We start from the raw sequence: 21,279 nt of genomic DNA on the forward strand, positions 1-21,279 counted from the left end.
TCAGATCGAATGAAATGGCTAGGTCAGCTTTCTCTTCTTCGGCCATAAGGAATTAAGATAAGGAGTCCCAAACGTTTCTAGGCAGCTAAGATAGATAGTCAAACAGGCAAAGCAGAAAACAATGCCCAAAAGTCCGGCGATGGAAGCTCCAACTACAATGAAATACTTCAGAATCCGTTGTACAAGCCCCATCTGGTAATCAATCACGATAAAGTTTGTAATGGCCGTGGCGGCCACAATGATAATAAGCAGGTTGCTCACGATATTCGCCTGGATGATCGCCTGTCCAAGGACTACGCCCCCAACCATGGTAACCGTCGAGCTGACGGTTTTGGGCAACCGCAAGCCAGCCTCCGTTATAAAGTCAATCATGATGAGCATAAGAAACGTCTCCACGAAGACAGGGTAAGGCACGCCTTCCCGGCTAGCAGCCGCTGCCAGACTAATCTCCAGACGATTGACGTCAACATTTATTGAGGTCAGCGCGACGTATACAGCCGGAAGAAATAAATTAATGAACATAGCCATAAACCGCAGAGTAAGAAGGAAATAAGTAACATAAGGATTTACATATTTATCTTCGGGGGAATGCCAGAAATCGGTATATACCGAAGGAACGCTTAATGCGAACGGGGACCCGTCAATCATGATAATGGCCTTGCCTTTAAGCAGATCCATCGAGACGCGGTCTGGTCTTTCGGTGGATATCGCCAAGGGAAACAGATGCATTCTTTTCCGAGACATCAGTAGACGCAAGAATTGCGCGCTGTCCTGAATGGCCTCCGTCCGGATGCTCGCCATTCGTTCTTTGAGCTGGGACAACAGGTCAGGATCAATCGCATCCGCATAAAAAAACAGGGCAACGCGTGTATGACTAGCCGTGCCGATAACGGTTTCCCACATTTTCAGCTTGGAAGAATGAATCTGTTGTCTGATCAAGGCGGTGTTCACGTCAAGACTTTCGATAAAGGCATTCATCGGGCCTTGTAGCACATTTTCGGTAATGGGAGAACCGATGGCTCTTTGCTGATTTTCCGATAATTGCAGAATCAGACCTTCAGATGACTTCAGCTTGCATAGAATAGCAAAGCCGTTGCACACCGCTGCTTCGCAGCGCTGAAAATCCCCCTCGCTCAGACCGGCTCCGCTATATCGGGCAAGCCTAAAGGACAAATCTCCCCCGTTGTCGTCTACCAGCAAAAAATCCAGCTTTTGCGCAGAGCAAAGGGATTGAAAGTAGCACAAATACAATTCGTCATCTTCAACGGTTCCAACCAACGCCGCTTTGAAATCGCTCGAATCCGCAAATGCTTCTCTTAACAGATCCAGCAAAGGAACCGAATCTTGTCTTTCGTTCAGACTATATAGAGATGAAAGAATATCGGACAATATTACATCCTCCTCAAATTACCTGATTATGGAGTCATCGATTATTCTTTCCAAAATAATCCGAAGCATGTATGGCTCAAAAGCGGGTGGATTTTCTAGCATTCAATAAAAAAAGAGAGCGTCTCGTTGAGACGCTCTCCTCTTGTCATCTTATTAATCTATTTTCTTCATCCACACAACGCTCTCCACGTGGCTCGTCCACGGAAACATATCAACCGGCGTAACCTCCACCGTCTTATAACCCCCGTCTTCGAGCGTGCGAAGATCGCGCGCCAAAGTCGATGGATTGCAGCTGACATATACAACCCGCTCCGGCTGCATCTTCAGGATCGTATCCAGCAGCGCCGGGTCGCAGCCCTTGCGCGGCGGATCTACGACGATGACGTCGGGGATAATGCCTTCCTCGCGCCAACGAGGGATAACAACCTCTGCCGGTCCTGCCTCGAAGGAGGCATTATTAATGCCGTTCAGCTCCGCATTGCGCTTCGCGTCTTCGATCGCTTCAGGCACAATCTCTACGCCATACACGCGACCGGCCTTGCGGGCGAGGAAGAGCGAAATTGTCCCGATGCCGCAGTAAGCATCAATAACCGACTCCGTTCCGGTAAGCTGCGCATAGTCTACGGCTTTACGGTACAATTCAACCGTCTGCGCGGGGTTTACTTGATAGAACGACCGCGCCGAGATCGCGAACCGGATGCCGTCCAGCTCGTCATAGATGACCTCGCTGCCCCATAGCACGCGGGTCTCATCGCCAAAGATGACATTCGTATCGCGAGTATTCACGTTCTGCACGATACTCTTCACTTCCGGCAGCGCCGCGCGGATCCGCTCTACCCACTGTTCCGCTTTAGGAAGCTTGCGCCCGTTTGTAACGAGCACGATCATAATCTCGCCGCTCACAAAGCCCGTCCGGGTCATGACATGGCGGAGCAGCCCTTGACCGGACTCCTCGTCATACGCGGGTACCCCCAGCTCGCGTCCAATGGTCTTCACGATGCGGACCACTTCGTCGTTCCGGTCATGCTGAATATGGCATTCGTCCGTGTCGATAATGCGGTGACTGCCCTTGGCATAAAAGCCCGCGATCAGCTCCCCATCTCCCGCCGAAGCACCTACCGGCACTTGTGCTTTGTTGCGGTAACGCCAAGGCTCGCTCATGCCGACCGTTGGATGAACAATAATCCCGCCCGGCTCCGCCGCGGCTTCTCCCGCAATCTGCAGCTTCCCAATCCGCTCCAGTGCATCAACAACATGCTGCCGTTTCCAGTTCAGCTGTGCGGTATAATCCATATGCTGCAGCTGGCAGCCGCCGCATTTGTCGTAGATACCGCATACCGGAACTACGCGGTCCGCGCTTGCATCCAGCAGCTCTTGAAGGCGGGCGTAGCCGTAGGCTTTTTTTACCTTCATCACTTTGGCCCTTACCCGTTCCCCCGGGAGCGCCCCCTGAATAAACAGGGTATATCCGTCAGCCTTGCCCACTCCTTCTCCGTCATGGGTCAGACCGATGATATCGACAACCACTTCATCGTTCTTTTGGACCGGCGCATCTACGACGGCCTGCGAGGCTGGAGCCCTTCTCGCTCCTCCGTTCTTCCGGCCGCCCGCCGCTGCCTGCGTATTACCTCTTCTATTTGAACCCGCATTACGCGTTTGATTTCTATTCATCATTGCTCCCGCTTCCTCATGCTATTATCCCTATAGTGTAATGCATCTGATAAAAGAAATAAACCTCCGACAGCAAGCCCCAGGCTCACTATTAGAGGTTTCTTCCAACTGCTATTAACGATTCCGATAGGAAGCTTCGCCATGCTCATCGGCAAAAATCTGCAGATGCGACGGCAGCACCGAGAACGTAAACGGCAGCGTACCGCCGTACTCACCATCCAGGTTAATCTGCACATAACTTGGCGAGGTCACCTTCATCTTATTGGTCCGGAAATGAATGACATGGGAATCATTCAAATGCTCGCCCCGAAGCGCAAGCGTAGCAATCCGGATAAACTCCGCAAGGTTGCACTTCCTCAGAAGCACAACGTCAAACAGCCCGTCATCAGGCTTTGCATCCGGCGCCAGCTTCTCAAATCCGCCAACCGAGTTGCTGTTGCAAATGAGGAACAGCATAAATTCCTCATGGAAGCTGCCCACACCCTCTGCTTCAATGACAAGCTCCGTCGGGCTTAAGCGGGTCATCTTCTCTAAGCCTTTCAAATAATACGCCAGCTGCCCGATCATCGTCTTCAGCTTAATCGGCACATCATAGGTCAGCTCGGTCAGAGAGCCGCCTCCGGCAATATTAATGAAATAACGCTCATTCGCTTGACCAACGTCAATCGGCCGCGTGTAATTCTGAATAATAAGATCGCAGGCATATTCCCAATGCTTCGGGATGCCCATCGCCCGGGCAAAATCGTTCGTTGTCCCAAGCGGCAAAATACCAAGCGGAGGTCTATTCGGCTTATTCGCAAGCCCGTTAATGACCTCATAGATCGTCCCGTCACCGCCCGCCGCGATGATCAGATCATAATCCCGGTCCGCCGCATCCGCTGCGGCAAGCGTAGCATCGCCTGCCCCAATTGTCGCATGGCAGCTTGTTTCGATACCCGCCTGATCAAGCTTCTGCAGAATATCCGGGAGACGCCGCTTCATCTCTTCTCTTCCCGATGTCGGATTGTAAATCAATCTTGCACGCTTCATCGATTAACCCACCATTTCTTTCAAAAGACGGTCATTTACTTCGCCTGAAGCCAGGCCGTCATTCGCCGCTCCAGCCACCGCTCAATTGCCGGATGAGGCAGCATCGCCTGCCCGTTATACCGGTAATCCAGACCTCGTAACCGCGATGGAATGACCGTATTCGTAAAATAACCCTTGCTCAAAAACAAAGGAACGACGATCACCGCTTCATCCGGACGCTCCTCTTGCAGAGCTCTCAAATGATCCGCCGCCTGATCAGGCAGCAGCATCGCCGTCGCGAAGTGGGCAAAGCCGCCCAGCTTCCGCAGCCGTTCCCCGAGCTGGTTCAGACCGTGCTGCCAGCGCTCATGAAAGACCTTTTCCTTGCTTCCATGGGCAATGAGCATGACCGTCTCTGCTTCAGGATCGATAGACAGCGGCTTAATATTCGACAGCAGCAGCTCCGCAATATCGGGATCATCGTCAATCGGCATGCCGTAATGAACCTTGGCGTTCACCCGAAAGGTTCCAAGATCGCCTTCAAGCTCGGCTGCCGGCGGCAGACCAAATGCCTGCCCGATTTCATCGACATGCGTGCTGCCGGACGAAATGAACAAAGGCAGTACGAATAAATCCGTAACTCCCTGCTGCTCTAACGCATCTATACCATCCTGAATCAAACGGCCTTCAACGATTTCGAGAAAAGAAGAATAAACCGGCACACGCGCAGAAGCAGCTGCAGCCTCTACCGCCTGATCAACCAGCCGAACCCATTCTGCTTCTCTCGAACCATGACTGATCACGAGAATGCCTGGTTTCATGACACTATCTGCCTAAACGCTCTAAAGTCATTTTATACCCATCGTTGCCATAATTCAAACAACGCTTAACCCGGGAGATCGTCGCCGTGCTTGCGCCGGTCTCTGCCTCGATTTGGTTATACGTGCTGCCCTTGCCGAGCATGCGCGCCACTTCCAAACGCTGCGACAGCGACTGGATTTCATTCACCGTGCACAAATCATCAAAAAAGATATAGCATTCCTCGACCGATTTCAATGTCAGGATGGCTTCGAATAATTGGTCAATCGCTTTATCGTTCAGCTTCTTAAGCTGCATTATCATCCACTCCTCGGGGGCGTGATTACACGCGCATTTCAGGCATTATCATTAATGTCTAATGCTCTCATTGTAGCTTTTTTAGGGGGCTTTTTCAAGCATCACCGTATTCACGCTTTACAGGATGGAAGAGAAGCCCGTAGGTTATTATCCACATTATTTATGTAAAATCGGGTCATTCGTCCAATCGCCACGTTTGCCTATGCCATAGACTAATACCAAGAATACTTCCCTATACGGCATACGGGACCGGGCCTTGCGTGCAGGCTGACCGCCCCGGATGGAAGCGGACGGAGTAGGGAAGCCATTGTTCCATAAACTTTGATAAAAGGTTGTGATCCGCGTGAATTACCGGAACTACCCTGGTGGAGGCGGGCATCCAAACCCTCACCAGTATCCGCCGCACTCGCCGCATAGCGGCCATCACCGGCGCGGCTATGTTCGGAATCAAGCGAGCCAGGGAATGAACAGCTTCCAGAACCCCCTTGGCTTCGGTACCGACGGCGCGCCGATTCCACCTGCGCCTCCTGTCTTTTCAACCGAAGAGACTATTATACAAACAGAGGACAGCTTGCCTGTCGTTGTACCGGCAACAGCGGCAGAACTGGTGGAGGCGACAACAACGACCAAATCCGGCAGCTTTAACATGCCGAGCTTGACTGACATTAAAGGCTTTGTCGACCGGATCGGCGGTCTGGACGGCATTCTGACCACAGTCGGCAAGGTTCAAAAGGTCGTATCCAGTGTGTCGCAGATGGCTCCTCTCGTCAAGGTTATTTTCGGCTCCTTCAAAAAAGACTCCAGCAGCGACTCCCTGGACGACGATATTGAAGTCGTGCCGAAGAAACGCAAACGCCGCAAGAAACCAACCGGCTCCGCAGGCCGCCGCCGCAAGCGGAAGCGGCAACGCTAATTACAAAGTATGATGAACCGCTCCGATTGCAGCCTTAGCTGTAATCGGAGTGGTTTTTTTATTTTGTCGAGTGATGACATATCTGTCCAAGCCCCTACATGACCTTTGACCTAACCGCAATGTCGAAAAATCCAATCAGGCCTCTTGCTACGAACCGCTATTCCGGATTTTTGCACAGACGGCTCTCGTTTTTGACCATAACCTTCATAATTTTGGAATTTTAATCCAAAAGACTCATGAGGAATTCCTTAACTTCACCTACAATCATTATAACCTTATAACTTTTATCCACCTGTTCTGCCCCACCTCTTCTCATGCTACCCTTCCATCCCCCGCCACCAGTTCCACCCTAAGCCGCTGCAGCATACATACCCAATCCTGCCCGTTTGGCCGATATAAGCTCGCAGAGTTTATATAAACCAATTTCTTAGGAGGAATAAATAATGACCGTATTTCGATTATCGCGGCCTGCTCCAGCAAAACTATTGATGATCTGCGCTCTCCTCGTGCTCACCGCCATCTCGATGCTATTCACGAAGGACAAAGCGTATTCGCATGGCTATGTGGAAGGACCCGCCAGCCGGGCAGCGCTGTGCAAAAGCGGAGCCAATACCGATTGCGGAGCTATCGTGTATGAACCGCAAAGCTTGGAAGCGCCAAAGGGCTTCCCTGCCGCAGGACCTGCCGACGGTAAAATCGCCAGCGCAAACGGAGCTTTTCCAAAGCTTGACGAACAATCCGCAACCCGCTGGGCGAAAGTAAACATCTCCTCCGGCACGAATACCTTCACCTGGAAGCTGACGGCGAACCACTCCACCGCAAGCTGGAAGTATTACATCACCAAGCCAACCTGGAACCCGAATGCCGCGCTTACCCGCGATTCGTTTGACCTGACGCCATTCTGCTCCGTTGCCTATAACGGTGCACAGCCGCCCTTCAGCTACTCCAACACCTGTAACGTTCCTCAGCGCAGCGGTTATCAGGTCATTCTCGCCGTTTGGGAAGTTGCCGATACCGCCAACGCCTTCTATAACGTAATCGACGTGAATTTCACGGGAACAAATCCGGTCGACACGACAGCTCCTTCGGCACCAACTTCGCTTGCTGCAACTGCCACGGCAGCCACCAGCGTGACCTTGTCCTGGAACGCGTCAACCGATAATGTTGGCGTAACCGGCTACAAAATCTATAGAGGCACTACTCTAGCGGCAACCACCTCAAGCACGGGAACAAGCTATACCGTTACCGGCTTGACCGCAAGCACGGCCTATACCTTCACAGTCAAGTCTATTGACGCTGCCGGGAACGAATCCGGCGCCAGCAACAGCTTAAGCGTCACAACAACAGCGCCGCCTGCCGTCGATACGACTGCACCTTCCGCTCCTGGCGGACTTCATATTATGGGCGCTCCAACCTCCTCCAGCTTGATGCTGATGTGGAGCCCGTCTACCGATAATGTAGCCGTTGCCGGCTATAAAATTTACAACGGCTCGACACTCGTCACAACCACCTCCGGCAGCGCAACATCCTATACGGTGACCGGACTTGCGGCAAGCACAGCCTACAGCTTCTCGGTCTATGCCATCGATGCGTCAGGCAACCAATCTACGGCAAGCACGGTCAGCGGCACGACCGCCGCTTCCACGGGTGCTCCCGCCTGGGCTGCCAATACTTCCTACGCGGTAGGCGCGCTAGTCACCTACAATGGCTCAACTTACAAATGCCTGCAGGCCCATACATCATTAACGGGGTGGGAGCCGGCGAATGTACCTGCGCTTTGGCAGCTTCAATAAGCAGGTTTGGTCGAAAACAAAAAAGTGCCGGGGAATCCATCCCCGGCACTTTCCTTATCTCTTAAAAGAAAATTTGATCGATTACCCAATAGATAGCTGCTGCCAAGATCGCTGTAATCGGAATCGTGATGACCCAAGCGACAACAATCTTGCCGGCAAGCGACCAGCGGACGCTGGAGAAGCGCTTCGCGCTGCCTACGCCGAGAATCGACGAAGTGATAACATGCGTTGTGCTGACCGGCAGCTCCATCACGGTAGCCGACAGGATAACGCCAGCGGATCCAATATCAGCCGCAAAGCCGTTAATAGGTTCAATCTTGAAGATCTTGGTGCCCATCGTCTTGATGATTTTCCAGCCGCCAATGGATGTACCAAGCGCCATAGCGAGTGCTGCCGACAGCTTAACCCAGAGGGGAACCTCAAAGTGATCCTGAATGCCGCCCGCTACCAGAGCGAAAGTAATAATACCCATCGCCTTCTGAGCGTCATTCGTACCGTGCGAGAACGATTGGAATGCCGCAGTCAGAATCTGTCCGAAGCGGAAGCCTTTGTTCACCTGATGAGGGCTTGTCTTCGCAAATATAATTTTTAAAATCCACATGATGATGAAACCAATCGTAAAGGCAATCAATGGCGAGAAGATAAGCGCTTTAATGATATCGACAAAACCACTTGCATTAATCGCATCGAAGCCTGCTCCCGATGCTACGGCACCCGCGAGGGAACCGATCAGGGCATGCGACGAGGAGGACGGAATACCGAACCACCAGGTAAGCAAGTTCCAAATGATCGCCGATAATAACGCGGCTATAACGATTTCTACCCCGTTTGGCAGATCGGCCGGGTTTGCGACGCCGCTGCCGATTTTCTTCGCAACGCCGGTAAACGTGATTGCACCAACAAAGTTCATTACGGCTGCCATAATGATAGCAACCCTTGGTTTTAGCGCGCGGGTCGATACGGTTGTTGCAATGGCATTCGCCGTATCGTGGAAACCGTTAATAAAGTCAAAGCCGAGCGCTAATATGACAACCATCCATAATGTGATTGAATCCATTTGAATTGACTCCTACTCTCCGTGTAAGCTTAGCTGTTGCGCATAATGATCGATTCCAGCGTATTCGCTACGTCTTCGCAGTAGTCGGTCGTTTGCTCCAACATCTCGTAGATTTCTTTGCGTTTCATCAGTTCAATAGGGTCGGTCACATTCGTGAACAGGCTCTTGATGCTGACACGGAGCAGGTCATCCGCCTGATTCTCCAGCTCGTTAAGCGCAATATTCGGCTCACGGATAGCCAAGAGCTTTTTGTCAGTCAACAAGTAGATGGCTTTCTTGATCTGGTTAGCCGAACGAAGCAGAATATCGCCAAAGAGCGTTATGTACTCGTCTTTTTCTTGAATATTGTACATCTCGAACCGCGATGCGCAAGCTTCAATACCGTCAAGCACATCGTCGAGAGACGAAGTTAATGCCATAATATCTTCCCGCTCAATTGGGGTAATGAACGTTTTGTTCAGTTCTTTCAGAATGGTATGTACGTATTGGTCGCCTCTGCTCTCATGCTCTTTCATCGTTTTGGCGAACTGAGTGACATCCGACAGGTTCGAAACACCGCTTGCGAAATATTCAATTGCATCAACCAGAGTATCAGCCATTTCCTCAAACGTTTTAAAGAAAATATCCTTTTTCTTAAACATCTTAATCCCCTTTACCCGACTGGATGGTTAGGCATCATTTCGAAATGAGCCCACAATATCTTAACACAGTTTACTTTATAATTGTTAAGGGAATGTAAAGGATTTATGAAAAGTTTGCGTTTTTGCAAAAAAAATATAAAAAGGCGCGCTCCGCACAGGAGCGCACCGCCATTTATATCCTTTGTGGCTGTTTACGCGGGCACCCTCTACACCTAATTAGAGTGTGTCCGACTTGCGTTTTTTTTACCCATAAATCACATGCTCAGCAAAAGTCGGCGTATTCGGAACAACCTGGAAGAAGGTCTTCCCCGGGATAAAAGGCAGCTCTGCCCCATCCTTCATCAGCCGGACCATATTGTCATTGCCGCGCACCCATTCGCATTCGATCACTTTGCCTCTCTGGAACAAGAGGGCCGGGCCTCCCGCATGCAGGTCAACCGAAAGCCGTCCCGCATCGTCAAGCGTCTTGTGATTCGCGCCAAGCACGGCCACATTAACCGCCGAAAGCTGCTCGCCATTGTTCAGATCGGTATGAGGCTCATCGTTAATTGAACGCTTATACAACCCGCCAGCAGCATCATACTCGTAAGAGACCTTGTAATCCTTCAGAAGGAACTTGATCTGAATCGAAGTCGCCGCTGCTCCCGCCGCGGTAGCCCCTTCCTCGGCAAAAGGATAGGCCGGCACGGTTACCTCGCTCCGGTAGTTCTTCTTGTCGGCGCCTGCCCGAAGCTTATCTAGCTCCGAATATAAGTTATGCGGCGCTTTGCGGTCCTTGCTCCGCCAGAAGTACGAGCCTGCGTTCGAGATCTCATCGAGATAAGGCTTATCCTGATGCTGCAAAATATCATAGGCATCATTGCTGGCGCCTGAATGGGCCAGAATAGCCCCATAGCTTTCCCCGATATCAATCAGGTAAGGGCGGATGCTGCGGATCGGACCAATCGGATCGGTTCCCTTATCCGTGCTTTGGAAGATCGCTACAAGCCGCGTAATTCCGCCTTCGGCTAGCACTTCCCACACGACGTCGGCATTGGTCAGTCCGGATTGCGGACGCGCCGGCTTCAAATTGTTAATCATAACGGCAACGGGCCTTGCTGCAGCCTCGGTCTCCCGCTTCAATCCCGTAAGCGGCGCTGTAAAAGCAAGCTCCGGTGTCGGCTCGGCTGTTGGCGTTGCCTCAGGCTCCGAAGATGCCGTCGGGGCCGTTGTCGCCTCTTCGGTATTCTTGCCCGCGCCGCTGCTGCATGCGGTTAACACAACAAGTAGAATAACCATGCTAATCAACCACATACCGCGTATACGTCTGCCCATGAGTTCCCCGCCTTTTTAGTAAAAATGATAGAGTTCGAATCGAATACTACCATTTAAACACAAAAATCGGGACATGTCTTCCTAAATACTCCAGTTATGCCATTCCTGCTGCTTCTTATCAAGCCCTTCCAGCCACTCGGAGGTGACGCGGATCGCTTCCTCCTGATGATGGCGGCTCGAGTACGTATGGTTCGCCTGGAATATAATCTCCTTGTCGCAAAGCCCGTCGCTGCGGGTCCAGAACACCTTCTGGTACAGGAAGCTGTAGTCAACCGGAATTAACTCGTCGCTTGTACCGTGAACGAGCAGCACTTCTCCGCTAAAGCGCGTTGCCGCCTGGAACGGCTGATGCTGAAGCAGCGATTCGAAAAATACAGGCTGCAGCGTAAAGCCCGCATAGTCGGTACTGCCCTTCTGCACCGCCTCGTCGTAACCTTCACGCCCTACAATCCTTACAATATCGTTAAACGGATACGCCACGGGAGACCATAAAACAAGACGCTTCACCCGTTTGTCTCTAACAGCCGTCATGATGGCGATCGCGCCGCCAAGGCTGTGTCCAAGCAGAACAATCCGTCTTGGATCTACGCAATCAATTTCTGCAATGTAATCAATAACGGTACGAGTCTGGTCGATCATGCTTTCGAAGCCCAGTGCTCCGTAATCCCCGTTGCTCTCCCCGCAGCCGCCGTAATCGAAGCGGATGACGTAAGAGCCCTCCGACGCAAGCGCTCTTGCCGTCTTCACGAACAAGCGGTCTACACCAACCCGGCTGCCGATAAATCCATGGCAAATAATAATGGCTTGCTTCTTCGTATTGTCCTTCGTACTATCGCTCGGATAGTGGAGCGTCGCTGTAAGCTCGAGCCCTTCATGGCGCAGCAATAATTGTTTTTCCATAACGATAAGTCCTCCTGCAGTCCGTTCTTATTATCTATTATAATTCCTACCCGAATACTATGAATTTAATTAGGTTCATAATATCATCTGTTTCCGGATGGTGTCAATAGTCTTATTGTGCCCGCAGGGCCGATCGAATAATTTGCTCCTCTGACGAATAGTTGCGCGGCTCTCGGTTCAATCTATAATCAGCACATTCATGCCAGTACCAAGGAGATGATTCCGATGCCGATGTGGATATCCTGGCTCACCGAGCATTGGCTGACGGTTTTACTGCTAGCCGGCATCCTGGTTGCCGTGTTATATATCATCCTTGACCGCAGCCTGCTGTTCTACAAGGAGTAGGATAGTAAAGACGAGCCGTGTAAAAAAGACCTGCTTCTCGCCATTAGGCGGGAAGCAGGTCTTTTTGTTATGCCTCAGGCCGTGGGCTTACTTAGCCCTTCAGCGCTTTGGCTGCAATATCGGTACGGCTGTGCATGCCGTCGAAATGAATTACGCTAACCGCTTCGTAAGCACGGGCACGCGCTTCCGCAATGTCGCGGCCGCGGCCAACAACGCCAAGCACTCGTCCGCCGCTTGTTACAATCTTGCCGTCCTGCTCGGCAGTGCCGGCGTGGAATACAAGCGCGCCTTGCGCTTCCGCTGCCTCAAGACCCGTGATCTCGCGGCCTTTCGGATAAGCTGCCGGGTAACCCTCCGAGGCAACAATAACGCAGACTGCCGCTTCCTCGCTCCATTCAAGCTCAAGCTGATCCAGACGTCCGTTCAGGGAAGCCAGAACGACGTCAACCAGCTCCGTCTTCAGACGCGGGAGAACAACCTGTGTTTCCGGGTCGCCCATGCGAGCGTTAAATTCGATGGTCTTTGGACCGTCTTTGGTAATCATCAGACCGGCGAACAATACGCCGCGGAACGGACGTCCTTCGCTTACCATCGCTTTAGCCGTCGGAATAATAATGTTCGCGATCGACTCGTCGATAATGGATTGCTCGATATGAGGCAGCGGCGTGTACGTACCCATGCCGCCCGTATTCGGGCCTTTGTCGTTATCGAATACCGGCTTGTGGTCCTGTGCGGGAACCATCGCTTTAACGGTCTCTCCGTCTACAAAAGCAAGGATCGACATCTCCTGGCCTTCCAGGAATTCCTCGATAACGATCTGGTTGCCGGCTTCGCCGAATACCTTGTCTACCATTGCTTCTCTCAGAGCCTGCTCCGCTTCTTCCAGCGAATACGCAACCGTAACGCCTTTGCCCGCGGCAAGGCCGTCCGCCTTGACGACGATTGGAGCCGATTGCTGGCGCAGATAAGCAAGAGCCGTCTCATAATCCGTAAACGTCTCGTATTTAGCCGTAGGAATGTTGTACTTGCGGAGCAAATCCTTCATGAAGATCTTGCTGCCTTCGATTTCGGCTGCCGCTTTGTTCGGCCCGTAGACCGGAATGTTATGCGCTTCGAACGCATCGACGATACCTGCTGCAAGCGGATCATCCGGACCGATGAACACAAGGTCAATCGACGCGTCCTTCGCAAACTTCACAAGCTCGTCGAATTGATTAACCGCGATTGGCACGCAATCCGCAATCTGCGCGATCCCCGCATTACCCGGTGCACAAAATACCTCTTTGACCTTCTCGCTTTTCTTGAGCGCCCAGACAATCGCATGCTCGCGTCCGCCGCCGCCAACAACTAAAATTCTCATCGCTTTTCTTTACCCCCTGGTAGAATAGATCGGATTATGACCAAAAGCGAAGCTGATCCTGCCGCCTCGAAAGAGACGCGGCAAGACGCTCCGCTGTTATTCGTTCTTAGTGTTTGAAGTGGCGAACGCCTGTCATCACCATAGCGATGTTATGGGCATTTGCTGCCGCGATGGACTCTTCGTCCTTAATCGAGCCGCCGGTTTGAATGATCGCCGTGATGCCTGCTTTGGCAGCCAGCTCAACGGTATCGCCCATCGGGAAGAAGGCATCGGATGCGAGGACCGAACCAACCGCTTGCTCGCCCGCTTGCTCGATGGCAATACGAGCAGCGCCTACGCGGTTCATTTGGCCGGCGCCTACGCCGATGGTCATGTTGTTTTTCGCCAGCAAAATCGCATTCGATTTCACGTGCTTCACGACTTTCCATCCGAACAGCAATTGCTTCAGCTCTTCTTCCGTCGGCTTGCGGTCCGTAACGAACTGCAGGTCCGCTTCGGTCAGGCTGCGAACATCGCTCTCCTGAACGAGCATGCCGCCGTCAACGGTTGTGGACAGCCAATCGGATTTGCGCTCAGCAGCCGATGCGGACAGCTCTCCAAGCTTCAGAAGACGGATATTCTTCTTCTTGGTCAGCACTTCCAGCGCTTCCGGAGTAAAGTCAGGCGCGATAATGATTTCAAGGAAGATTTGGCTCAGCAGCTCAGCAGTGTCCGCGCCGATTGTACGATTCGCCGCAACGATGCCGCCAAAGATCGAAGTAGGATCAGCCGCGTATGCTTTTTGATAAGCTTCGTGAATGTCAGCGCCGATACCAACGCCGCAAGGGTTCATATGCTTCACGGCTACGACAGCCGGCTCGTCAAATTCCTTCACGATGGCAAGCGCCGCATTCGCGTCGTTAATGTTGTTGTAGGACAATTCTTTACCGTGCAGCTGTTCAGCTGTTGTAATGTTGCCAACTGCCGCCAGAGGCTTGCTGTAGAATGCCGCTTTCTGATGCGGGTTCTCGCCGTAACGCAGATCCTGCACTTTCTCGTAAGTAACGGTGTAAGACTCAGGCAGCTCTTCGCCAACTTGCTTTGTCAGGTAATCCGCGATCAGCGCGTCGTATGCCGCTGTATGGCGGAATACTTTTGCCGTCAGGCGTTTGCGCGTCGAGAGGCTAGTGTCGCCGCCGGCCTTGATCTCTTCGATCACGGCAGCGTAGTCGTTCGCATCGACAACAACGGTAACGAACGCATGGTTTTTCGCTGCCGAACGAAGCATGGTAGGACCGCCGATGTCGATGTTCTCAATCGCATCCGCATAAGCGACGTTAGGATTGGAGATCGTTTGCTTGAACGGGTACAGGTTCACGACAACCAGATCGATGTAGTCGAGACCCAGCTCCTCCATTACTTTCTGATGCTCTTCGTCATCGCGGATTGCCAGAAGTCCGCTGTGAACCGCCGGATGAAGAGTTTTAACGCGGCCGTCCAGAATTTCAGGGAAGCCCGTTACATCGGAGATTCCGATGACCGGAATGCCTTCCTTCTCCAGCAAGCTGAACGTTCCGCCCGTCGAGATGATTTGTACGCCTTGAGCTGCCAGCTCACGAGAAAATTCCACAATACCAGTCTTGTCCGATACACTAATTAACGCTCTACGAATTGCCACGCCAAATTGCCTCCTCAAAATAGGTACTTATATTATTAAGCTGTATAAGCTACGCTGTCACCGTAACGCTGCGGCCTTCAAGGGCTACGCGGCCCTCCGCCATCCACTGCACGACCTGCGGCAGCAGCTGCCGCTCGGCTGCGTGAATGCGTCCGCCAAGCGTCTCTTCCGTATCGCCGGCAAGAATTTCAACAGCGCTTTGCGCAATTATCGGTCCGCTGTCCATGCCGCCGTCCACATAGTGAACGGTAACTCCCGTCACCTTCACGCCGTAAGCCAGCGCTTGGCCGATTCCGTTCACGCCAGGGAATGAAGGCAGCAGAGCAGGATGAATATTGATCATGCGGCCATAGAACGGCTCAACGAGAACCGATGTGATGATCCGCATATAGCCGGCCAGGACGACCAGTTCAATGCCGCGGCGCTGAAGCTCCGCCAGAATTTCGGTTTCATACGCTTCGCGGGACGCGTATTCCTTCGGCACAAAGACGAAGGTATCCACGTCCGCCTTGCGCGCCAGTTCAACAACAGGCGCGCAAGGCTTATCACAAACAAGAAGCTCGATGTTAGCATCGAGCCTTCCTTGCTGCACCGCATCGACCAGGGCCTGGAAGTTTGTTCCTTGCCCTGACGCGAACACGGCTATTCGCAATCCTCCCATTAAACGTCCGCTCCCGTGAACGTAACGACACGGTTGCCTTCCGTTACAGTACCGATTCGGTATGCTGCTTCGCCAAGCTCAGCCGCTGCTTTAAGAGCTTCTTCTGCTTGTTCAGCTGGAACAACTACGATTAACCCGATGCCCATATTAAACGTTGTGAACATGTCGCGGTTTGTAATTGCGCCTTTTTCCTGCATCAGCTGGAAGATCGGCAGAATTGGCCACGAACCGTATTCCACGTTTACGTTTACGCCTTCCGGAAGAACGCGCGGGATATTCTCAATAAAGCCGCCGCCCGTAATATGCGCCATGCCTTTTACATTCACTTGCTCAATCAGCTTCAGAGCCGATTTCACGTAGATGCGGGTTGGCTCGATCAGAACGTCGCCAAGAACCTCGTCGTTCAACTCAGGCAGGCGTTGGTCGAGCGCATAGCCGCATTCTTCAAGAAGAAGACGGCGCACCAGCGAGTAGCCGTTGCTGTGGATACCGCTAGAAGCAAATCCAAGAACAACGTCGCCGGGAGCGATTGTTGTACCGTCGATGATTTTCTTTTTATCCACAACGCCAACGGTGAAGCCGGCAATATCGTACTCATCGCCTTGGTACATGCCAGGCATTTCGGCCGTTTCGCCGCCGATCAATGCGCAGCCTGCTTGCACGCAGCCGTCGGAGATGCCTTTGACTACCGCTTCGATTTTTTCCGGAACGACTTTACCGCATGCCAGATAATCGAGGAAGAAGAGAGGCTCAGCGCCTTGTACGATAATATCGTTTACGCACATCGCAACCGCGTCAACGCCGATCGTATCATGCTTATCCATCATGAACGCCAGCTTCAGCTTGGTGCCGACGCCGTCCGTTCCGGATACGAGTACAGGCTCCTCGTATTTGTCTTTGTTAAGGCCAAACAAACCGCCGAATCCGCCGAGATCAGTCAGCACTTCAGGACGGAAAGTCTTCTTAACGTGCTTCTTCATCCGTTCGACTGCTTCATTGCCGGCCGCAATATCGACTCCGGCTTTTTTGTACGCTTCTGACACACCAGTCAACCCCTTTTATTAACTTGTCTATTAACAGCTGCAGCTCTTATCCGATTCCTCGTCCACCGGCGTTGGATAATCGTTATCGAAGCAAGCGAGGCACATGCCGCGGTTATACGCGCCGTCATTGCCGCCTACCGAATCGATAAAACCTTCTTGGCTAAGGAAGAACAAAGAGTCCGCATTAATCATTTCGCACATTTCCTGCACCGTTCTCGAAGAAGCAACCAGCTCTTTGCGATCCGGGGTATCAATACCGTAGTAGCAAGGGTTCTTGAATGGCGGCGATGTAATCCGCACATGCACTTCCGTCGCGCCAGCCTCGCGAAGCATGTTCACGATCCGGCGGGATGTCGTGCCGCGAACGATCGAGTCATCGATCATAACAACGCGTTTGCCTTCCACGACCTTGCGCACGGCGGACAGCTTCATCTTCACGCCTTGTTCCCGAAGCTCTTGGGATGGCTGTATAAACGTACGCCCTGTGTATTTATTCTTAATAAGTCCAAGCTCATAAGAAATGCCCGTCTGCTCAGCATAACCAATAGACGCCGAAATACTCGAGTCCGGTACGCCAATGACGATGTCCGCGTCCACAAACGATTCCTTCGCAAGCTGTTTCCCCATCCGCTTGCGCGCGGAATGGATGTTGATTGTATTAATATCGCTGTCCGGACGGGCAAAATAGATGTATTCCATCGCACAGGTTGCCCGGCGCTCGACTTCCGCATAACGGTCTTCGCGCATGCCGTCGGCGTCAAGATACAGCAATTCGCCCGGTTGAACGTCACGTACATATTCCGCGCCAATCGATTCAAATGCGCAGGACTCGGAAGAGAAGACATAACCGTCGCCGATGCGGCCCATCACGAGCGGACGAAGACCGTTCGGATCAGAAGCCACAAGCAGCTTGTCGTTTGTCATAATAAGGAACGCGAAGCCGCCGATAATACGCTGCAGGGCATCCTTCGCCGCTTCCTCGAAGCTCTTCGGAGAACGCGCGATCAGATGCGCGATAACTTCCGTATCGCTCGAAGTCTGGAAGATCGAGCCTTGGCTCTCCAGCTCCTTGCGGATCTCCGGCGCGTTTACGATATTACCGTTTGTTGCAACGGCCAGATCGCCGTCCCGGTAACGGAAAATAAGCGGCTGCGCATTCGCCAGCTTGCTCTCGCCCGCCGTCGAATAACGAACGTGGCCAATGGAGCGATCGCCGGTGAGCGATTGAATCCGCTCTTTGTCAAATACTTCCTTCACAAGCCCCATACCGCGGTGGTAAGCGAAGCGATTGTTCTCCGCCGTATCGACCGTGCAGATCCCCGCGCTTTCCTCGCCGCGATGCTGAAGAGCATGAAGACCGTAATAGCTGAGGGAGGACGCGTTCGGGACGTTAAATACCCCGAACACGCCGCATTCCTCGCGCAATTTGTCAAACATATCGTCACGGCCAATGCCTTCGTTGTAATGATCTCCCGTCCACAGCTTATGCTGTCTTATTTCATCAGACATGGAATCGCATCCTTCCAAACCTTCTCCAGTTGTTGTACCGGTGCGTTAACGCCGGATTTGCCGTTTACGTTGATGGTCAGGCTGCTGCCTTTGACAGTACCGATTGCTGCATTCACTACGCCTTGCTCGCTCAGATGCGCTTGCAATGCCGCTGCTTTCTCAGGCGTTGCCGAGAGCAGGATACGCGATTGCGATTCGCTGAAGAGCAGGTGATCCGGACGAAGGTCCGTTGCTACGTTTACTTCCGCGCCGATGCCGCCGCTGATTGCGGATTCCGCAAGAGCTACGGCCAGACCGCCCTCGGACAGGTCATGCGCCGAAGCAACCAGACCGCCTTGGATCGCCGTCAGAACAGCGTTCAATGTTTTCTTCTCTGTTACCAGATCGATTTGCGGCGGACGTCCTGCCGCCGAGCCGTTCAGAACGTAGAGCAGCTCGCTGCCGCCAAACTCTGCTTTTGTCTCGCCAACGAGGATAATAACGTCGCCTTCTTTTTTGAAGCCTTGCGTCGTGATGTGATCCACATCATGCACGAGACCAACCATGCCGATAACCGGCGTCGGGTAAATCGCGCCTTTTGCGTTCTCGTTGTACAAGCTGACGTTGCCGCCGATAACCGGCGTATCGAGTACGCGACAAGCTTCGGACATGCCGTCTGCCGATTTCTCGATTTGCCAGAACACTTCCGGCTTCTCCGGGCTGCCGAAGTTCAGGTTGTCCGTAATCGCAAGCGGCTCTGCACCGGAACACACAATGTTGCGGGCAGCTTCCGCCACGGCGATTTGGCCGCCAACTTCAGGATCGAGATATACGTAACGTCCGTTGCAGTCCGTCGTCATCGCAAGACCTTTGCGGGTGCCGCGAATCGTAACCACTGCCGCGTCGGAGCCGGGTTGAACCGCTGTGGACGTACGAACCATGTAGTCATATTGATTGTAAACCCACTCTTTGCTTGCCACGGTCGGCGAAGCGAGTACCTTCTCGAGAGCGCCTGTCAGATCCGCGATTTCCGCGAACGCAGCCGTATCAACCGCTGCGTTCTCGCGGTAGTAAGCTGGCTCCGAGGATGGCTTGTTATATACCGGACACTCGTCAACGAGCGCTTTAACCGGCATGTCGGCTACTTGCTCGCCTTGGTGGAACAGGCGGAGACGGCCGTCGTCGGTTACTTTGCCGACTTTTTTGCAAATAACGCCCCAACGGTCGAAAATCTCTTGCGCTTGCGCTTCATGCTGCGGTTCAACAACGAACAACATGCGTTCCTGCGACTCCGACAGCATCATTTCGTAAGGCGTCATGCCCGTTTCGCGCTGCGGAACTTCATCAAGGTACAGCTCCAGGCCGTTGCCGGCTTTGGAAGCCATCTCCGCGCTCGAGCAAGTGAGGCCCGCTGCGCCCATATCTTGAATGCCAAGTACGATGCCGGAGTTGATCAGTTCAAGCGTGGACTCCATAACGAGCTTCTCCATGAACGGATCGCCGACTTGTACCGCCGTACGTTTCTCTTCGGATTCTTCGGACAGCTCAACGGATGCGAAAGTCGCACCGTGGATACCGTCGCGGCCTGTAGCAGGACCCACGTAGAATACCGGGTTGCCAACGCCTTTTGCTACGCCGCGCTGAATTTTGTCGTGATCGATAAGGCCTACGCACATCGCGTTAACGAGCGGATTGCCTTCGTAGCTCTCGTCGAACATCACTTCGCCCGCAACGGTAGGAATGCCGATACAATTGCCGTAGCCGGCGATGCCGCTTACGACGTTCTCGAACAAGTATTTCACGCGGTCGTTCTCCAGCTTGCCGAAACGAAGCGAGTTCAAGAGAGCCACCGGGCGTGCGCCCATCGAGAAAATGTCGCGGATAATGCCGCCCACGCCCGTTGCTGCGCCTTGATAAGGCTCAACCGCGGATGGATGGTTATGCGATTCGATCTTGAATACAACCGCTTGGTTGTCGCCGATATCCACGATACCCGCGCCTTCGCCCGGTCCCATCAGGACGCGAGGGCCGGTGATCGGGAATTTCTTCAGGATTGGCTTGGAGTTCTTGTACGCGCAATGCTCCGACCACATAACGCTGAATACGCCGATTTCCGTATAGTTAGGTGTACGGCCGAGAAAACCGCAGATAAGCTCGAATTCATAATCCGATACACCGAATTGTTGATAAATCTTTTGCTCGACGATTTGTTCGGCTGTTGGTTCCTTAGCCGTTAATTGCTGCGCCATGTTGTTCCCTCCATGCATTCAAAATCGATGTAAACATCCGTTTGCCGTCTTCCGAGCCGAGGATTTGGTCAATCGCGCGCTCAGGGTGAGGCATCATGCCCACGACATTGCCCTTTTTGTTGCTGATGCCCGCAATGTTCGCAACCGAACCGTTCGGGTTCGTGTCGCCCGCGTAACGGAATACGATCTGATTGTTCGCTTCCAGTTCAGCCAGTGTTGCATCGTCGCAGAAGTAGTTGCCTTCGCCGTGCGCGATCGGAATATCGATAATCTCGCCTTGCGAGTATTGGTTCGTGAAAGCTGTGCCGTTGTTAACCACTTCAAGCAGCTGCTGCTGACAACGGAATTTAAGGCCCGTGTTGCGGATCAGCGCGCCTGGCAGCAGGTTAGCTTCGGTCAGGATCTGGAAGCCGTTGCAGATGCCAAGAATGAACTTGCCTTGCTCTGCCGCTTTGACAACTTCGCTCATGACCGGAGCGTAACTAGCCATCGCGCCGCAGCGCAGGTAGTCGCCGTATGAGAAGCCGCCCGGTACAAGAATCGCGTCATAACCGGACAGGTCAGTCGCTGTATGCCATACGTAATCAACCTCTTGGCCGATTGTATCTTCTACCGCTTTGAAGCAGTCGATGTCACAGTTGGAGCCGGGGAATACGAGAACTGCAAACTTCATC

18 protein-coding genes are annotated in these 21,279 nt (G+C 52.8%); 2 read left to right on the plus strand and 16 right to left on the minus strand.

Annotated elements, in window-relative coordinates:
* Positions 1-18 precede the first annotated feature (18 nt).
* The 5 genes from M3194_RS26245 to M3194_RS26265 form a co-directional block, all read right to left on the minus strand.
* Complete coding sequence (locus M3194_RS26245) at positions 19-1,389, minus strand: spore germination protein (protein ID WP_251657063.1); 1,371 nt, start codon at positions 1,387-1,389, stop codon at positions 19-21.
* A 153-nt stretch (positions 1,390-1,542) separates the two neighbouring features.
* Positions 1,543-3,060: a 23S rRNA (uracil(1939)-C(5))-methyltransferase RlmD gene (rlmD, locus tag M3194_RS26250; protein WP_251657147.1), complete on the minus strand. Its 1,518-nt coding sequence runs from the start codon at positions 3,058-3,060 to the stop codon at positions 1,543-1,545.
* 114 nt (positions 3,061-3,174) lie between these two features.
* A complete protein-coding gene (locus M3194_RS26255; RefSeq protein ID WP_251657064.1) occupies positions 3,175-4,089 on the minus strand; it encodes a diacylglycerol kinase in 915 nt (304 codons plus the stop codon).
* A gap of 35 nt (positions 4,090-4,124) precedes the next feature.
* Complete coding sequence (locus M3194_RS26260) at positions 4,125-4,889, minus strand: sirohydrochlorin chelatase (protein WP_251657065.1); 765 nt, start codon at positions 4,887-4,889, stop codon at positions 4,125-4,127.
* A 4-nt stretch (positions 4,890-4,893) separates the two neighbouring features.
* Positions 4,894-5,184, minus strand: a complete 291-nt coding sequence (locus M3194_RS26265; RefSeq protein ID WP_015842506.1) for a YerC/YecD family TrpR-related protein — start codon at positions 5,182-5,184, stop codon at positions 4,894-4,896.
* Positions 5,185-5,527: 343 nt separating this feature from the next.
* On the opposite strand from M3194_RS26265, the gene M3194_RS26270 reads away from it, so the two are divergent.
* Both M3194_RS26270 and M3194_RS26275 read left to right on the plus strand, forming a co-directional pair.
* Positions 5,528-6,097 (plus strand): hypothetical protein, encoded by a 570-nt coding sequence (locus tag M3194_RS26270; RefSeq protein WP_251657066.1) that lies wholly within the window; start codon positions 5,528-5,530, stop codon positions 6,095-6,097.
* A 443-nt stretch (positions 6,098-6,540) separates the two neighbouring features.
* Positions 6,541-7,890, plus strand: coding sequence for a lytic polysaccharide monooxygenase (locus tag M3194_RS26275; protein ID WP_251657067.1), 1,350 nt, complete (start codon positions 6,541-6,543; stop codon positions 7,888-7,890).
* 61 nt (positions 7,891-7,951) lie between these two features.
* On the opposite strand, the gene M3194_RS26280 is transcribed toward M3194_RS26275, so the two are convergent.
* The 11 genes from M3194_RS26280 to purQ all read right to left on the minus strand — a co-directional run bounded on the left by M3194_RS26280 (position 7,952) and on the right by purQ (position 21,278).
* The gene (locus tag M3194_RS26280; protein ID WP_251657068.1) at positions 7,952-8,947 is read right to left on the minus strand and encodes an inorganic phosphate transporter; all 996 of its coding nucleotides are present in this window, start codon (positions 8,945-8,947) and stop codon (positions 7,952-7,954) included.
* A 29-nt stretch (positions 8,948-8,976) separates the two neighbouring features.
* Positions 8,977-9,588 carry a DUF47 domain-containing protein gene (locus tag M3194_RS26285; RefSeq protein ID WP_251657069.1) on the minus strand — a complete coding sequence of 204 codons (612 nt, stop codon included), beginning with the start codon at positions 9,586-9,588 and terminating at the stop codon, positions 8,977-8,979.
* A gap of 243 nt (positions 9,589-9,831) precedes the next feature.
* Positions 9,832-10,902 carry a DUF3048 domain-containing protein gene (locus tag M3194_RS26290; protein ID WP_251657071.1) on the minus strand — a complete coding sequence of 357 codons (1,071 nt, stop codon included), beginning with the start codon at positions 10,900-10,902 and terminating at the stop codon, positions 9,832-9,834.
* Positions 10,903-10,983: 81 nt separating this feature from the next.
* A complete protein-coding gene (locus M3194_RS26295; RefSeq protein ID WP_251657072.1) occupies positions 10,984-11,802 on the minus strand; it encodes an alpha/beta hydrolase in 819 nt (272 codons plus the stop codon).
* Positions 11,803-12,238: 436 nt separating this feature from the next.
* Complete coding sequence (gene purD, locus M3194_RS26300) at positions 12,239-13,507, minus strand: phosphoribosylamine--glycine ligase (protein WP_251657073.1); 1,269 nt, start codon at positions 13,505-13,507, stop codon at positions 12,239-12,241.
* A gap of 106 nt (positions 13,508-13,613) precedes the next feature.
* Positions 13,614-15,164, minus strand: a complete 1,551-nt coding sequence (purH, locus tag M3194_RS26305) for a bifunctional phosphoribosylaminoimidazolecarboxamide formyltransferase/IMP cyclohydrolase (RefSeq protein WP_251657074.1) — start codon at positions 15,162-15,164, stop codon at positions 13,614-13,616.
* 49 nt (positions 15,165-15,213) lie between these two features.
* Positions 15,214-15,825 carry a phosphoribosylglycinamide formyltransferase gene (gene purN / locus M3194_RS26310; protein WP_251657075.1) on the minus strand — a complete coding sequence of 204 codons (612 nt, stop codon included), beginning with the start codon at positions 15,823-15,825 and terminating at the stop codon, positions 15,214-15,216.
* Positions 15,825-16,868, minus strand: coding sequence for a phosphoribosylformylglycinamidine cyclo-ligase (gene purM, locus M3194_RS26315; RefSeq protein WP_251657076.1), 1,044 nt, complete (start codon positions 16,866-16,868; stop codon positions 15,825-15,827). Before purM ends, purN begins: the two co-directional genes overlap by 1 nt.
* A 30-nt stretch (positions 16,869-16,898) precedes the next feature.
* A complete protein-coding gene (gene purF / locus M3194_RS26320) occupies positions 16,899-18,377 on the minus strand; it encodes an amidophosphoribosyltransferase (RefSeq protein WP_251657077.1) in 1,479 nt (492 codons plus the stop codon).
* A complete protein-coding gene (gene purL, locus M3194_RS26325; RefSeq protein ID WP_251657078.1) occupies positions 18,362-20,605 on the minus strand; it encodes a phosphoribosylformylglycinamidine synthase subunit PurL in 2,244 nt (747 codons plus the stop codon). The genes purF and purL overlap by 16 nt, the downstream gene beginning before the upstream one ends.
* A complete protein-coding gene (gene purQ / locus M3194_RS26330) occupies positions 20,583-21,278 on the minus strand; it encodes a phosphoribosylformylglycinamidine synthase subunit PurQ (RefSeq protein ID WP_251657079.1) in 696 nt (231 codons plus the stop codon). Before purQ ends, purL begins: the two co-directional genes overlap by 23 nt.
* Position 21,279 lies beyond the last annotated feature (1 nt).

This window comes from Paenibacillus glycanilyticus, from assembly GCF_023715145.1.
In the GTDB taxonomy this organism is placed as follows: Bacteria; Bacillota; Bacilli; order Paenibacillales; family Paenibacillaceae; genus Pristimantibacillus; species Pristimantibacillus glycanilyticus_A.

What these genes read in the sequence shown, in the direction of transcription:
- M3194_RS26255 (WP_251657064.1), bottom strand. Translation starts at nt 4,089, where the DNA reads ATGAAGCGTGCAAGATTGATTTACAATCCGACATCGGGAAGAGAAGAG.
- M3194_RS26290 (WP_251657071.1), bottom strand. Translation starts at nt 10,902, where the DNA reads ATGGGCAGACGTATACGCGGTATGTGGTTGATTAGCATGGTTATTCTA.
- M3194_RS26275 (WP_251657067.1), top strand. Translation starts at nt 6,541, where the DNA reads ATGACCGTATTTCGATTATCGCGGCCTGCTCCAGCAAAACTATTGATG.
- M3194_RS26265 (WP_015842506.1), bottom strand. Translation starts at nt 5,184, where the DNA reads ATGCAGCTTAAGAAGCTGAACGATAAAGCGATTGACCAATTATTCGAA.
- purN (WP_251657075.1), bottom strand. Translation starts at nt 15,825, where the DNA reads ATGGGAGGATTGCGAATAGCCGTGTTCGCGTCAGGGCAAGGAACAAAC.
- purL (WP_251657078.1), bottom strand. Translation starts at nt 20,605, where the DNA reads ATGGCGCAGCAATTAACGGCTAAGGAACCAACAGCCGAACAAATCGTC.
- M3194_RS26260 (WP_251657065.1), bottom strand. Translation starts at nt 4,889, where the DNA reads ATGAAACCAGGCATTCTCGTGATCAGTCATGGTTCGAGAGAAGCAGAA.
- purQ (WP_251657079.1), bottom strand. Translation starts at nt 21,278, where the DNA reads ATGAAGTTTGCAGTTCTCGTATTCCCCGGCTCCAACTGTGACATCGAC.
- M3194_RS26280 (WP_251657068.1), bottom strand. Translation starts at nt 8,947, where the DNA reads ATGGATTCAATCACATTATGGATGGTTGTCATATTAGCGCTCGGCTTT.
- purF (WP_251657077.1), bottom strand. Translation starts at nt 18,377, where the DNA reads ATGTCTGATGAAATAAGACAGCATAAGCTGTGGACGGGAGATCATTAC.
- M3194_RS26285 (WP_251657069.1), bottom strand. Translation starts at nt 9,588, where the DNA reads ATGTTTAAGAAAAAGGATATTTTCTTTAAAACGTTTGAGGAAATGGCT.
- purD (WP_251657073.1), bottom strand. Translation starts at nt 13,507, where the DNA reads ATGAGAATTTTAGTTGTTGGCGGCGGCGGACGCGAGCATGCGATTGTC.
- rlmD (WP_251657147.1), bottom strand. Translation starts at nt 3,060, where the DNA reads ATGAATAGAAATCAAACGCGTAATGCGGGTTCAAATAGAAGAGGTAAT.
- M3194_RS26295 (WP_251657072.1), bottom strand. Translation starts at nt 11,802, where the DNA reads ATGGAAAAACAATTATTGCTGCGCCATGAAGGGCTCGAGCTTACAGCG.